Source organism: Streptomyces sp. NPDC042371 (assembly GCF_056437465.1).
In genome coordinates this window covers 392,236-406,506 of the sequence record NZ_JBWKAP010000003.1, presented here as the reverse complement: position 1 = coordinate 406,506, position 14,271 = coordinate 392,236, and the positions used below count along the sequence as shown (strand labels likewise).

General features: G+C 73.1%; 13 protein-coding genes. 9 read left to right on the top strand and 4 right to left on the bottom strand.

Annotated elements, in window-relative coordinates; all coding sequences use genetic code 11:
• Positions 1-13 precede the first annotated feature (13 nt).
• The 7 genes from AC068B_RS11340 to AC068B_RS11310 all read left to right on the top strand — a co-directional run bounded on the left by AC068B_RS11340 (position 14) and on the right by AC068B_RS11310 (position 7,723).
• Positions 14-859 carry an ABC transporter permease gene (locus AC068B_RS11340; protein ID WP_478670742.1) on the top strand — a complete coding sequence of 282 codons (846 nt, stop codon included), beginning with the start codon at positions 14-16 and terminating at the stop codon, positions 857-859.
• 118 nt (positions 860-977) lie between these two features.
• Positions 978-1,745, top strand: a complete 768-nt coding sequence (locus tag AC068B_RS11335; RefSeq protein ID WP_478670739.1) for a DUF4142 domain-containing protein — start codon at positions 978-980, stop codon at positions 1,743-1,745.
• Between the two features lie 92 nt (positions 1,746-1,837).
• A complete protein-coding gene (locus tag AC068B_RS11330) occupies positions 1,838-3,157 on the top strand; it encodes an MbnB/TglH/ChrH family RiPP precursor modification enzyme (protein WP_478670738.1) in 1,320 nt (439 codons plus the stop codon).
• A 4-nt stretch (positions 3,158-3,161) separates the two neighbouring features.
• Entirely contained in the window at positions 3,162-4,250 is a 1,089-nt protein-coding gene (locus AC068B_RS11325; RefSeq protein WP_478670737.1) for a TIGR04222 domain-containing membrane protein, read from the top strand.
• 167 nt (positions 4,251-4,417) lie between these two features.
• A complete protein-coding gene (locus AC068B_RS11320; RefSeq protein ID WP_478670735.1) occupies positions 4,418-5,173 on the top strand; it encodes a DUF4142 domain-containing protein in 756 nt (251 codons plus the stop codon).
• A gap of 116 nt (positions 5,174-5,289) precedes the next feature.
• Positions 5,290-6,042 carry a TIGR04222 domain-containing membrane protein gene (locus tag AC068B_RS11315; protein ID WP_478670733.1) on the top strand — a complete coding sequence of 251 codons (753 nt, stop codon included), beginning with the start codon at positions 5,290-5,292 and terminating at the stop codon, positions 6,040-6,042.
• Between the two features lie 79 nt (positions 6,043-6,121).
• Positions 6,122-7,723: an alpha/beta hydrolase gene (locus AC068B_RS11310; RefSeq protein WP_478670732.1), complete on the top strand. Its 1,602-nt coding sequence runs from the start codon at positions 6,122-6,124 to the stop codon at positions 7,721-7,723.
• A 29-nt stretch (positions 7,724-7,752) separates the two neighbouring features.
• Here the strand turns inward: AC068B_RS11310 and AC068B_RS11305 are convergent, their stop codons facing one another.
• From AC068B_RS11305 to hemG, 3 genes are all read right to left on the bottom strand, one after another.
• Positions 7,753-8,127: an RNHCP domain-containing protein gene (locus AC068B_RS11305; protein WP_356249502.1), complete on the bottom strand. Its 375-nt coding sequence runs from the start codon at positions 8,125-8,127 to the stop codon at positions 7,753-7,755.
• A 195-nt stretch (positions 8,128-8,322) separates the two neighbouring features.
• Complete coding sequence (hemQ, locus tag AC068B_RS11300) at positions 8,323-9,042, bottom strand: hydrogen peroxide-dependent heme synthase (RefSeq protein ID WP_468558610.1); 720 nt, start codon at positions 9,040-9,042, stop codon at positions 8,323-8,325.
• Positions 9,043-9,046: 4 nt separating this feature from the next.
• A complete protein-coding gene (gene hemG, locus AC068B_RS11295; protein WP_478670730.1) occupies positions 9,047-10,528 on the bottom strand; it encodes a protoporphyrinogen oxidase in 1,482 nt (493 codons plus the stop codon).
• A gap of 123 nt (positions 10,529-10,651) precedes the next feature.
• On the opposite strand from hemG, the gene AC068B_RS11290 reads away from it, so the two are divergent.
• Complete coding sequence (locus AC068B_RS11290; RefSeq protein ID WP_478670729.1) at positions 10,652-11,617, top strand: DUF4349 domain-containing protein; 966 nt, start codon at positions 10,652-10,654, stop codon at positions 11,615-11,617.
• A gap of 33 nt (positions 11,618-11,650) precedes the next feature.
• On the top strand, positions 11,651-13,051 hold the full coding sequence (locus tag AC068B_RS11285) for an FAD-dependent oxidoreductase (protein ID WP_478670726.1): 1,401 nt from the start codon (positions 11,651-11,653) through the stop codon (positions 13,049-13,051).
• Between the two features lie 118 nt (positions 13,052-13,169).
• On the opposite strand, the gene hemE is transcribed toward AC068B_RS11285, so the two are convergent.
• Positions 13,170-14,243 (bottom strand): uroporphyrinogen decarboxylase, encoded by a 1,074-nt coding sequence (gene hemE / locus AC068B_RS11280; RefSeq protein WP_478670725.1) that lies wholly within the window; start codon positions 14,241-14,243, stop codon positions 13,170-13,172.
• Positions 14,244-14,271: the final 28 nt, after the last annotated feature.

Sequence of the window (14,271 nt, the reverse complement as noted above, 5' to 3'; positions counted from 1 at the left end):
TCCGATGTCTGCGATGTCCTCCGTCCCGCGCTCCGACGAGTCGGCGCCGCCCGCGCGCCCGGTGGGCCGACTGCGGCTCGCGCTGGTCATCCTGCGTGCCGGTGTCCGCAGCCAGTTGGCCAACCGCGCGGACTTCGCCATGGCCATCGCCAACGGGGTCACCTATCAGGTGACGGTGCTCCTGTTCGCCACGGTCATCTTCGGGCGCTTCCCCTCGCTGGCGGGCTGGGGCGTCGGCGAGGTCCTGCTGATCAGCAGCATCCGCATGCTGGGCCACGGCCTGTACATGCTCTTCTTCGGCAACCTCGGCCTGATCCCCCATCTCCTGCGGGACGGCCGCTTCGACGCCTTCCGCACCCGCCCCGCCCCCGTGCTGCTGCAGGTCTTCACCTACGAGGCCCCGGTGAACGCCGTCGGCGACCTCGTCGTCGCCTGCGCCTCGCTCAGCGTGTGCCTGTCCCTCCTGGACGTGGAGTGGACCGTGGGCATGGTGGCGTTCCTGCTCACCGCCGTCGTCGGGGCGCTGGTGATCGAGCTGGGCCTGAACCTGCACATCGCGGCCCTGGTCCTGCGCTTCAGGGGCAGCGAGTCGCTGTTCTTCTGGCTGGACAGCGTGTCGGGCACCTTCGGCAACTACCCGCTGGGCCTGTTCCCCTGGCTGCTGCAGGGCGCCTTCACCTTCGCCGTGCCCATCGCCTTCGCGGGCTTCTACCCCGCGGCATGGCTGACGGGCCACGCCGACAGCGTGCCCTTCTCCGCCGCCCTGGTCTTCGCCTTCCCCGCCGTGGCGGCCCTCCTGCTGTGGTCGGGGCTCGCGTGGTGGCGGCGGGGAGTGGCCTTCTACGCACGCAACAACTGACCGGACAGCTGACCGGGTGCGGGCGACGGCGTCCGACATCTCGCGCAAGTGAACGCCCCGCCCGTATCTTCCGTACTCCCCGGTACCACGGCGACACCGGAGCACCACGGGAGGCACCTTGCGGCGCGTCAACGGCACGGCTCTGATCATCGCGGCACTCGTCGCCACGCTGGGCGCCCTCGCGTTCCCCGTGTGGTCCTACGCCGACCGGTCGAGCACCGGGCCCGCCAATCTGGCCGCCGGGTCCGTGGCCACCCAGTGGGGGCCGCTCTCCGCGGCCGACCGGGACCTGCTCGTGAAGGTGCGGCTCGCGGGGCTGTGGGAGATACCCGCGGGACAGCAGGCCGTCGAGCGGGCGCCGACCGAGGCCGTCAAGGAGGCGGGCGACCACCTGATCGTCGGACACACCGACCTCGACAAGCGGACGCGCACGGTGGCCGCGCAGCTCGGCGTGGAGCTGCCCAACCAGCCGACCGACCAGCAGCAGGGATGGCTCGACGAGCTGTCGGCGGCGAGCGGCGAGACGTACCAGCGGAAGTTCGCGAACCTGCTGCGCGCCTCGCACGGCAAGGTCTTCAGCGTCATCGCGCAGGTGCGCGACAGCACCCGCAACTCCCTGATCCGCCAGCTCGCCACGGACTCCAACCAGACCGTCCTCGACCACATCACGATGCTGGAGGCCACCGGGCTCGTCGACTTCGACGGGATCGCGAACGGCGCCGCGTCGACCGCGACCGCAAGCCCCACCGGGCCTCCCCCGCCCTCCGGAGCCACTCCCCCCGAGCCCCCGCCCGCCGGGCCGAGCGGCGACGTCTCCACCACGTCCAGGCCCTCGCCAGGCCCTCCCGGCGAGATCAACACGGGCCGCCCGGAACCTCAAATGTAGCTCTGAACGTCTCCACCCGAGGGTTCGCCCGCCCCCGTCCCGGTCATGGTTGTACCGGGGCCGGGGGGCCCGGGGACGAAGGGGGAGTCGACATGGAGCATCTGGAGAGGCGGGTTCCGCAGCAGCGGTTGGGGACCGGGATCGGCTGGCGGCCCGAGATCGCGGACGCCGTGGAGGCGATGCCCGGCATCGACTGGGTCGAGGCCGTCGCGGAGAACCTCTGCCCGGGGCATCTGCCCGAATCGCTGCTGCGGCTGCGCGAGCGCGGCGTGACCGTCGTGCCGCACGGCGTCTCGCTGGGCCTCGGCGGCGCGGACCGCCCCGCAGAGGAGCGCCTCACCGCGCTGGCCGAGCGGGCCGAGGCCCTCGGCTCGCCGCTGGTCACCGAGCACATCGCGTACGTGCGGGCGGGCGGCGCCCTCACCGCGACGCAGCCCCTCGAAGCCGGGCACCTGCTGCCGGTGCCGCGCACCCGCGACGCCCTTGACGTGCTCTGCGAGAACGTCCGGATCGCACAGGACGCGCTGCCCGTGCCGCTCGCCGTGGAGAACATCGCGGCGCTGGTCGCCTGGCCCGGCGAGGAGATGACGGAGGGGCAGTTCCTGTACGAGCTCGTCGAGCGCACGGGCGTACGTCTCCTCATCGACGTCGCCAACCTCCACACGAACCACGTCAACCGCGGCGAGGACCCGGCCAAGGCCCTGGACGAACTGCCGGTCGAGGCGATCGCGTACGTCCACGTGGCGGGCGGCTTCGAGCGGGACGGCGTCTGGCACGACAGCCACGCGCACCCCGTGCCGGAGCCCGTGCTCGCGGTCCTCGCCGACCTCGCGTCGCGCGTGTCGCCGCCCGGGGTCCTCCTGGAGCGGGACGAGAACTTCCCCGAACCGGCCGAGCTTGAGCGGGAGCTTGACGCCATCCGGGCCACGGTGAAGACGTCCGGCGAGGCGCTCGCGGACCTCCCCGCCGAGCGTCGCGACGTACCGGCCGCCTCCGCCGCCGCCCGCCAGCGCACCGCCGTCGCCCAGGCCGCGCTCCTCTCCGCGCTCGTCGCGGGCACCCCGACGCCCGAGGGCTTCGACCACGCGCGCCTGAAGGTGCAGAGCCACGCCCTGGCCGCCAAGCGGGCCGACGTCGTCGCGAAGGTCGCGCCCGAGCTGCCCGAGATCCTCGGCACGGCGTACCGCGGCGCGTTCCTCGCCTACGCCAGGGCCCGGCCCATGACCGGCGGCTACCGCCACGACGCGCTGAACTTCGCCGAGCACCTGCTGCTCGCCGGGTGCCCCGTGGACCCGGCGGCGCGCCGGCGGCTGAGCGACTGGTGGCTGGAGCGCTCGGGCCCGGCCCCGCTGTCGCGGCGGCCCGCCGCGAGACTCCTGCACGCCACCCGCCGGGTCCTGTCGAGGCGGTGACGCCATGAGCCTCCTGGCCATGGCCTACACGCTCGCCGTCTCGCTCGCCTCCGCCGAGCTCATCCGTGGTGTGGCGGCGGCCCGCCGCACCCGGTCCCCGTACCGGGCGAGGCAGCCGCTCGACGCCGAGCACGGGGTCTTCGTCCGCGGGACGCTGGAGGCGGCGTTCCTCTCCGGCGGCCCCGCCCGCGCCGCGGACGCGCTGATCGCGGGCCTGCACGAGGACGGCCGTCTGGTCGTCGCGGGACCCGGCGTCGTCGGGATCCCCCGCCCTGCCGCGAGGAACGCCGGTGAGCAGGCGGTCGTCGACGCCCACGCCGCGGCGCCCAGCGGCGCGCTGCACTGGCTGCGGGCGGCCGTGATGCGCAGCCTGCCGGTGCAGGAGACGGGCGAGGCGCTCGCCCGCCGTGGCCTCCTGGTGCGTCCTGGCCGCCAGCGGAGGTGGCGGCGCTGGGCCGGGGCACAGATCGCCCTGACCTTCTTCGGGTTCGTGGTCTGCACGGTCGTGTCGCTGCTGGTGTTCACCGCCGGTTTCGGGAGTCAGGACGAGTCCGGCGGTCCCGGAACCCCGTTCGAGGACATCCTGATCCTGCTGCCCGGCGCCGTGTTCGGCATCGTGAGCGGCGCCGTCTGCCTCGCGGTCACCTCGAAGCAGCTCACCGTCGCCGGGCGGTACGCGCTGCGCCAGTACGTCGCCTCGTCGCAGCATCTGACGGGCGCGGCGCACCTGGTGGCGACCCGCGGCCTCGCGGCGGCCCACCCGGATCTGCGGGCCCAGTTGATCGCCGCCGCCCGGGTCGGGGTTCCGGCGGCGGCTCCCACGGGCCCGGCCCCCGCTCCGTACCAGGACCCGACTCCGTGGAACTCGGGGAGCGGAACGCCTACTTGGTGCGGGTCGGGCGGCGGGTTCGCCTGCTCGGGCGGCGGCTCGTCCTGTTCCGGGGGCGGCGGGTCGTCCTGTTCGGGCGGGGGCGGGTCCTCGTGCTCGGGCGGCGGGTCCTCGTGTTCGAGCGGGGGATCATCGTGTTCCAGCGGGGGCGGCTCGTCCTGCGGCGGGGGCGGGGGCTCCTCCTGCGGCGGCGGGGGCAGCTGAGCCGGGCCGTTCCGGGCGGGCCGTCCGCCGCCCGCTGCGGCCTTCCGGGGGCGCACGCCGCGCTCATCAACCCATGGACCCGGTACGGCAGGTGACGTACTCCCGGCCGTATCGGACCGTGCGCCTCCCGGGGCGCACTAACGTGCGGTGCCGCACCAGGAGGCACCATGCGATTACGAACCATCAACGGCACCGGCCTCATCGCGGCGGGGCTCGTCGCGACCCTGGCCGCGGTGCTCTTCCCCCTCTGGTCCTACGAGGACCGCTCGGGCACCGCCCTCGACCGGCTCAACGCCGACACCGTGTCCACCGACTTCGGGCCCCTCTCCGCCCTGGACCGGGACTTCATCACCAAGGTGCGCCTCGCGGGCCTGTGGGAGCTGCCCGCCGGGCAGCAGGCCGAGGAGCGCGGCACCACCAAGGCCGTACGGACCGCGGGCAAGCACCTCGTCGACGGCCATACGTTCCTCGACGCGCGCGTACGCGAAGTCGCCACCCGCCTCGGCCTCGAACTGCCCAGCCAGCCGAACAGCCAGCAGCGGGGCTGGCTGTCGGAGCTCAGCGGGGCGAGCGGGGAGACGTACAACGAGAAGTTCGCGAACATTCTGCGCCGGGCCCACGGCAAGGTGTTCTCCGTGGTCGCCCAAGTGCGCGCGAACACCCGCAACTCGCTGGTGCGCACCCTGGCCGACGACGCGAACACGACCGTCCTCGACCACATCACGGTCCTTGAGGAGACCGGGCTCGTCGACTTCGACGGCCTCGCCAGGGACGCTGCGACGACAGGGCCCGCACCCCCCGCGAGCCGCTCCCCGGCCCCGCCGGGCCCCACGGACGCCCCCGGCTCGGCCACGCCGGTCACCCCCTCGCCCTCGTTCCCGCTGCCCCCGGCGGCCTCCCGGCCGAAGCCCGGCAGGGACTGAGAGGGTCGGGGCCGCGAGGACCCGCGAAGGAAACGGAACGTTACCTACCCGTCACCGCGTGTCCACATACTGAAAACACCATGGCGCAATGCGACGCCTTCGCATAGAAAATCGCCATGTTCTGGGTCCCTCTGCTCCTCCTCGCCTGCGCCGCGGCCGGTCTGTCCTGTGGCCGCCTGTGCCTCGCCACCAGCCGCGCCGCCGCCCAGGAGCGGTCCGCGAGCCGCGGCCACGAACTCACCCTCTACGAGACGGCGTTCCTCTCCGGCGGCCCCGCCCGCGTCGCCGACGTGACGCTCGTCGCGATGGCCAGGGCGCGTCGGCTGCTGATCGCGCACACCGGCTGGGCGACCGTCGTCGACCCGGTGGGCCGCGACGACATGGAGCGCTCGGTGCTCGGCGCGATCGGCCCGGCCGGGCAGTCTCGGATAGCGCCGATACGGCTGGGGGCCGCGGCTGCCGACCCGGTGCGGGCGCTCGCCGACCGGCTCGTCGCGGCGGGCCTCGCCGTCCCCGACGGCCTCGGCGCGGGTGTCGCGGCCGCCGTGCGCCAGGTGCGGGCCGCGACGGTGGCGGTCCTCGCGCTGGGCACCGTGGCGGTGCTGATGCCCGCCCAGGAGCACGGGGCCGCCGGTCAGGTGCCGGTCGCGGTCTGGTTCTCGCTGCCGCTGCTGCTGTGCACGGCCTGTCTGCTCATCGCGCGCGTCGAGGTGCATCCGTACACGCGCTGGGCCTCCCCCGCGGGCCAGCGGCTCCTCGGGGCGCTCCCGGCGCACGACGAGGAGCTCACGGCCGTCGCCGTGCGCGGGGTGCGCGCCACGGGAGACCCGGGGCTGCGGGCGGCCTTCGCCCACCGGCCGCGCCCCTGAGCGGCCCAACGGAGTCATTGGGCCGACACCCCCACATCGGTGCTTTACATAGCCAAATACCACAAGATAGACAAGCGCGATGAGAGCAGCCGCCGTCCGCTACGGAACCGCCGGGTCCCTGGTCCTGACCGCCCTCGTCGCCGCCCCCGCGGGAAGCGCGAGCGGCGCCCCGCCCTCCCCCGAGACCCACGGCGTCACCGTCGCCGCCCAGCGCGCCGAGGCCGCCGGGATCCGCTGGGGCACCTGTGCCAAGGCCGAGGGCCTCCCCCCGTCCGTCCGGTGCGGCACCGTCTCCGTGCCGCTCGACTACGCCCGCCCCGACGGCAAGCGGATCGAACTGACCGTCAGCCGCACGAAGGCCACCAGGAAGACCGCGGGCAAGGCGGTCGCACGCCAGGGCGCCCTGGTTTACAACCCCGGCGGCCCCGGCGCGTCCGGCACGTACTTCCCGATGGTCGGCGTCATGCCCGAGTGGAAGCGCATCGCGGCGGCGTACGACCTGGTCGGCTACGCCCCGCGCGGGGTCGGCCGCTCGGCGCCGCTGTCCTGCCAGAACCCGAAGCACTTCTCCAAGGCGCCCTCGCAGTCCCCCACGCACCCCGACGACTCGTACAAGCAGGAGCGCATCGCGCAGGCCAAGGCGTACGCGCGAGGGTGCGCGAAGCGCAACCCCGGCCTGCGCCACTACACGACGCCGAACAACGCGCGTGACCTGGACGTGCTGCGGGCGGCGCTCGGCGAGAAGAAGCTGACGTTCATGGGGGCCTCTTACGGCACGTACTACGGGGCCGTCTACGCGACGCTGTTCCCGTCGCACGTGCGCCGCATGGTCTTCGACTCGGCGGTCGACCCCGACCCCGAGCAGATCTGGTACCGCAACAACCTCGACCAGTCGCTGGCGTTCGAGCGGCGGTGGGCGGACTTCCGCACCTGGGTGGCCAAGCACGACAAGGCGTACCACCTGGGCAAGACACCCGACGACGTCCTGCGCAGCTACGAGAAGGTGCGCGCCGAGCTCGCCCACGAACCGGCGGGCGGCAAGGTCGGGCCGGGCCAGCTGCAGTCCTCCTTCCTCCAGGCCGGGTACTACGACGACTACTGGCCGTCGCGCGCGTCGGCCCTGTCCGCGTATCTGAAGGGCGACCCGAAGCCGCTGATCGAGCAGGCCTCGCCCGAGCCGCGCGCGGCCGCGGAGAACGAGAACGGCAACGCCGTGTACACGGCCGTCGAGTGCAACGACGCGGCCTGGCCCACGGACTTCGGGACCTGGGACCGCGACAACTCGGAGCTCGCGCGCCTGGCGCCCTTCGAGACCTGGGACAACGCCTGGATGAACCTGCCGTGCGCCTACTGGAAGGCGCCCCGGCAGCGGCCCGTCGACGTGGGCACGGCCGACGGCGCGCTGCCCCCGACGCTGATCCTGGCCGCCGAGCGCGACGCGGCGACGCCGTACCGGGGCGCGCAGGAGCTGAACCGCAGGCTGTCGGGTTCGGTCCTGGTCACCGAGCGGGCCGCGGGCACGCACGGCATCGGCGGCGGTCCCAACAAGTGCGTGAACGGGCACCTGGACGCCTACCTCCTGGAGGGCAGGCTCCCCGTGCGGCGCGCCGCGTGCGCACCGCGCAAGGAGCCCCGGCCGTCGTCCGAGGTGCGGGCGGCGGCTCTCCCCAGGGAGCGCTAGGTCCCTAGGGCTCTAGGGTGCCCCGCTCGTCACAGCGCGCCGAGCCGCTCCAGCGGGAACGGCGGCTGGGCCAGCGGGCGCACCGCGAGCCGGGTCAGCGGCAGGACGTTGTCGTCGCCCGCCGTGCGGTTGGCGTGCAGGACGCCGCAGTGGGTGCAGCGGTGGACCAGGATCCACTCGCCGTCTCCTCGTACGGAGATGGCGAGGGGTTCCATCCTGGCGCCGCAGTCCGCGTCCCGGTCGCCAGGGGTGTCGTCGAGGTGACGGCTCCACAGGCAGTTCGGACAGTGGTTGCGGTGGTCGGTGCCGGGGGCGGTCATCGAGACGTCGAGGCCGCACTGCAGGCAGCGGAAGGACTGGGCGCGCGCTTCAGTGCGGGCCCGGCGAGAAGTGTTGCGGGACATGGTGGGAGTGACTCCAGTGCATCGCGGAATGGGCTGGGTTCGAGCTGTTCCGCGGGGCCCTGGGCATACACGCACCGTCTTTCCGTTCTCGGCTTCGGCCTGTCTTCGACCTCTCGATGAAACGCGCACCGGGCGGGCACGGCAACCGAATTACGGCTGCCGTGCCCGCCCGGCGGACGGTGCGGGTGGGGGCGCTTACGCGAGGCCCGCCACGAGCTCGGCCACGGACTTGCGGCGGCCGGTGTAGAACGGGACCTCTTCGCGTACGTGCATGCGGGCCTCGGAGGCGCGCAGGTGACGCATGAGGTCGACGATGCGGTACAGCTCGTCGGCCTCGAAGGCGAGCAGCCATTCGTAGTCACCGAGGGAGAACGAGGCGACCGTGTTGGCGCGCACGTCGGGGTAGCCGCGGGCCATCATGCCGTGGTCCTTGAGCATGCGGCGACGGTCCTCGTCGGGCAGCAGGTACCAGTCGTAGGAGCGCACGAAGGGGTAGACGCTGACGTAGTTGCGCGGCGTCTCGTCGGCCAGGAAGGCCGGGATGTGCGACTTGTTGAACTCGGCGGGACGGTGCAGCGCCATGTTCGACCAGACCGGCTCCAGGGAACGGCCGAGCTTGGTGCGGCGGAAGAGGTTGTAGGCCTCCTGCAGCTCGTCGGCGGTCTCGGCGTGCCACCAGATCATGACGTCGGCGTCGGCGCGCAGACCGGAGACGTCGTAGGTGCCGCGGACGGTGATGTCCTTGGCCGCGAGCTGGTCGAACAGGTCCTGGACCTCTTCGGCGTAGCCCGCGCGGTTCTCGGGCAGCACGTCACGCAGCTTGAAGACGGACCACAGCGTGTAGCGGATGACCTCGTTGAGGTCCTTGGCCTTCTTGCCCGCGTTGGGCGTCTTGGCGGGGGCGTCGTCACTCATGCGGCTATTCTCCTCCGCCGCCGTGCAGACTCTGCACCGGGTTGCGGGTGAGCTCCTGCACACCGCCCAGGTCACCGGCCAGCCCGTCGACGGCGGCGTTGGCGCTCGCGATGCAGGCGGGGATGCCCACGCCGTCGTACGCGGCCCCGCAGACCGCGAGGCCGGGCAGGGCGGCGACGTGGGTGCGGACGCGGGCCACGCGCGCGTGGTGGCCCACCGGGTACTGCGGGAGGCCGTCGTCCCATCGGGTGACGCGGGTGGCGACGGGCTCGGCGGTCAGACCGGTGGCCTCGCGCAGGTCGTGCCGGGAGAGGTCGACGAGCTCGGTGTCGTCCCGCTCCAGGATCTTCGTCTCGCCGTACCTTCCGACGGAGGTGCGGAGGACCATCAGGTCCGGGTCCTGCCGGTCGATCCAGCCCCATTTGCGGCTGGCGAAGGTGGACGCCTTGATCGTGTGCCCGTCGACGGGCGGGACGAGGAAACCGCTGCCTTCGGGGAGGTCGGTTTCGCCGCGGCGGTACACGAGGGTCATGAGGGCCATGGAGGCGTACTCGACGGTGCGCAGTTCGGCGGCGGCCGCGGGCGACTCGGCGGCGAGGAGCCCGGCGGCGGCGGGCGCGGGGAGCGCGAGGACGACGGCGTCGGCTTCGTGGGTCCCGTCCGGGGTCACGACGTGCCAGCCGTGGGGCGTGCGGCGCAGTCCGGTGACGGGGGTGTCGGTGCGGATTTCGGCACCCCGCGCGCGCACCGATTCGGCGACGGCGAGCGGCAGTTGGCCGATGCCCCCGTCGATGCCCATGAAGACGGGCCCGGTCTGCTGGTTCTTCGCGGCGCGCGCCTGGATCTCGCGGACGCCCGCCGTGAGGGAAGTGTGGGTGCGGGCCGCCTCGAAGAGCTGCGGGACGGCCGAGCGCATCGAGATGCGGTACGCGTCGCCCGCGTACACCCCGCCGAGCAGGGGCTCCACGAGGCGGTCGACGACTTCCCGGCCCAGGCGCGCGGCGACGTACTCGCCGACCGCGACGTCGTCGCCGACCTCGGTGGGCGGCAGTTCGCCGTCCCGTCCGATGCGGCGCAGGCCCTCTTCGGAGAGGACGCCCGCGAGCGCGGACGCGTCGCCGGGCACACCCATGACGTGGCCCTTGGGCATGGGGCGCAGGGCGCCGCGGGTCCAGATCGCGGCGGTCGCGGTGGCGGGCGGCCGCAGCCGGTCGGCGAGGCCCACCTCGCGGGCGAGGGCGACGGCCTCGGGGCGGCGGGCGAGCATCGACTCGGCGCCGAGGTCGACGCGGACCCCGGCGATCTCGGCGGCGTGCAGTTTGCCGCCGATGCGGCCGGAGGCCTCAAGGACGGTGACCCGGCGGCCGGGGTCGGCCGTGAGCAGGCGGTGCGCGGCGGCAAGTCCGGCGATCCCGCCCCCGATGACGACGGCGTGGCCGTTCCCCGTGCGGTGGCCGTTCCCCGTACCCGTGTCCGTTTCGCGCATGCCTCCACTCTCTCAGACCGGCGAGTCCCGACCGTGACCGCATCGGGACCGGTCGGCAACCATCGTTCGGGCCTCTCCGCCGTCGAAGGAGCATCAGTTCCCACGTCCCTGGGGGGTACGCCGATGCGCGCGTCCAGCAAGTCCACCCACCGCACGCTCCAGGTCCTCGCGGGCCTCCTGCTGGCGGTCGCGCTCGCGCTCACCGGATGCACGGGCGCCGGGGACGGCGGCAGCGACACCGACAGCGGCGGCAAGGCCGCGGGCATCCAGGCGGAAGGGGACGGGAAGGGCGCGGAAGGCAGCAGGCCCGACGCGCCCGGGGACGCCGAAAGCGCCTCGGGGAAGCGCAAGACGCCCGACCTGACCGGCACCCACATCATCCGCACCGCGAAGCTCACCGTCCGCGTCAAGGACGTGCCCTCGGCGCTCGACGAGGCCCGCGAGGCGGCCGTGGACGCCGGTGGCCTGGTGGGGAACGAGAACACCTCGCGCGACAGCGAGGGGCGCGAGCGCTCCCGTGTTGTCCTGCGGGTGCCGCAGGACAAGTACGAGGACGTGCTCACCGCCCTCGAAGGCACCGGGAAGCTCATCGACAGGGACGCGAAGGCGCAGGACGTCACCGACCAGGTGGTCGACGTGGAGAGCCGCGTCACGTCGCAGCGGGCGAGCGTGGCGCGGGTGCGGGAGCTGATGGACAGGGCGACGAAACTGAGTGATGTGGTGGCCCTGGAGGGCGAGTTGAGCACGCGTCAGGCGGACCTGGAGGCGCTGCTCGCGCAGCAGGCGTCGCTGAAGGACCGGACGAGCCTGGCGACGATCACCCTCTCGCTCACGGAGAGCGGGGCGAAGGCGGCTACGGAGGACGACGACCCGTCGTTCGGCGACGCGCTCGCGGGCGGCTGGGACGCGTTCGTCACGGCGCTGCGCTGGGTCGCGGTGGTCCTCGCCGCGGTACTGCCGTTCGCCGCGGTGGCCGCGCTGCTGTTCGCCCTGTGGCTGCGGTTCGTCCGCCCGAGGCTGTCGCGCCGCCCCACCCCGACCCCGTCCCCCGCTGCCCCGCTCCCCGCCCGCGAGGGAGACGACGACTGAATCCGTCCGTACGTCTCGCCGTAGCGTGTCCGCATGAGCATGAGCAGCACGAGCAGCACACGAGAGCGCCTGGTCATCGTCGGGGGCGACGCGGCGGGCATGTCCGCGGCGTCGCAGGCGCGCAGGCTCAAGGGCCCCGACGAGCTGGAGATCGTCGCGTTCGAACGCGGCCACTTCACCTCGTACTCCGCCTGCGGCATCCCCTACTGGGTGGGCGGCGACGTCGGGGAGCGGGACGATCTGATCGCGCGGACGCCCGAGGAGCACCGGGAGCGGGAGATCGATCTGCGGATGCGCACGGAGGCGGTGCGGCTCGACGTCCCGGGCCGCCGGGTCCTGGCCCGGGACCTGGAGACGGGCGAGGAGTACTGGACGTCGTACGACAAGCTCGTCATCGCCACCGGCGCGCGCCCGCTGCGCCCGGCGCTGCCCGGCATCGACGCCCCCGGTGTGCACGGCGTGCAGACCCTCGACGACGGCCAGGCCCTGCTCGACACGCTGGCCCGGACGGCGGGCCGCCGCGCGGTGGTCATCGGCGCGGGCTACATCGGCGTCGAGATGGCGGAGGCGCTCGTCAACCGCGGCTACGAGGTGACGGTCGTCAACCGCGGCAAGGAGCCCATGTCGACGCTCGACCCGGACATGGGCCGCCTGGTGCACGACGCGATGACGGGCATGGGCATCACGATGGTGAACGACGCCGAGGTCACCAAGATCCTCACGACCACCGAAGGCCGGGCCAGGGCGGTGGCCACGGAGGACGACGAGTACCCGGCGGACGTGGTGGTGCTCGGGATCGGCGTACGTCCCGAGACGGCGCTCGCACGGGAGGCGGGTCTGCCCCTCGGCGAGCACGGCGGGCTCCTCACCGACCTGGCGATGCGGGTGCGCGGGCACGACGACATCTGGTCGGGCGGGGACTGTGTGGAGGTCCACGACCTGGTGTCGGGGCGCGAGCGGCACATCGCGCTCGGCACGCACGCCAACAAGCACGGGCAGGTCATCGGCTCCAACGCGGGCGGGGGCTACGCGACGTTCCCCGGTGTCGTCGGCACGGCCGTCAGCAAGGTCTGCGACCTGGAGATCGCCCGCACCGGCCTGCGCGAGAAGGACGCGCTCGCCGCCGGACTCCGCTTCGTGACGGTGACCATCGAGTCGACGAGCCGGGCCGGTTACTACCCGGGGGCCGCGCCGATGAAGGTGAAGATGATCGCCGAGCGGCGCACCGGGCGGCTCCTCGGCGTGCAGATCGTCGGGCGCGAGGGCGCGGGCAAGCGCGTCGACGTGGCGGCCGTCGCGCTCACGGCGCAGATGACGGTGGAGCAGATGACGGCGCTCGATCTGGGCTACGCGCCGCCGTTCTCCCCGGTGTGGGACCCGGTCCTGGTGGCGGCCCGCAAGGCGGTGGCGGCGGTGCGGTCGGACCGGTCCTGACGCGAAGAGCACGGTCCGGGTGACCGAAAAAGGGTCCCTGTCCGATCGGACAGGGACCCTTTTCAGACATCTTTCAGACGTTCGCCGTTCAGACGTCCGCTGTTCAATCGGTGGCCGTTCAGACAGCCGTACGCGTGTGCACGTACTCCACGAGGCGGGTCAGCGCCTCGGGGTCCGTGGTGGGCAGGACGCCGTGCCCGAGGTTGAAGATGTGGCCCTCCAGGCCGCTCGCGGCGGCGAGGATCTCGTCCGTCTTCCGCTCGACGGCCTCGGTCGTGGAGAAGAGGACGGCCGGGTCGAGGTTGCCCTGGATCGCCTTGCCGGGCCCGACGCGGCGCGCGGCCTCGTCCACCGGCACCCGCCAGTCGGCGCCCACGACATCGGCGCCCGCCTCGCCCATCAGGTTGAGCAGCTCGCCCGTGCCGACGCCGAAGTGGATGCGGGGCACGCCGTACGAGGCGACGGCGTCGAAGACCTTCGCGGAGGCGGGCATCACCGAGCGGCGGTAGTCGGCGGGCGCCAGCGCGCCCACCCACGAGTCGAAGAGCTGCACGGCGCTCGCGCCCGCCTCGATCTGCACCTTCAGGAAGGCGGCGGTGATCTCCGCGAGGCGGTCGAGCAGGTCGGCCCAGAGCTGCGGGTCGCCGTACATCAGCGCCTTGGTGTGCTCGTGGTTGCGGCTCGGGCCGCCCTCCACGAGGTAGCTCGCCAGGGTGAAAGGCGCACCGGCGAAGCCGATGAGCGGCGTCGAGCCGAGCTCGGCCGTCAGCATCCCCATCGCCTCGGTGACGTAGTGCACGTCCTCGGGCGTGAGGTCCCGCAGCTGCGCGAGGTCGGCGCGCGAGCGGATCGGCTTCTCGACGACGGGGCCGACGCCCGGCTTGATGTCGAGGTCGATGCCGATCGCCTTGAGCGGGACGACGATGTCGCTGAAGTAGATCGCCGCGTCCACGTTGTGGCGGCGCACGGGCTGCAGCGTGATCTCGGTGACGAGGTCGGGGCGCATGCAGGACTCCAGCATCGCCGTGCCCTCGCGGACCTTGCGGTACTCGGGAAGTGAGCGCCCCGCCTGTCGCATGAACCAGACCGGCGTGTGCGGCACGGCCTCGCGCCTGCACGCCTTCATGAAGGGGGAGTCGTACGTCGCTGTGTTCTGCCGGCCCAGGGGGCCACGGCTGTCATTGGCACTCACGCGGAAAGTCTCGCACGTCGACCCGGAA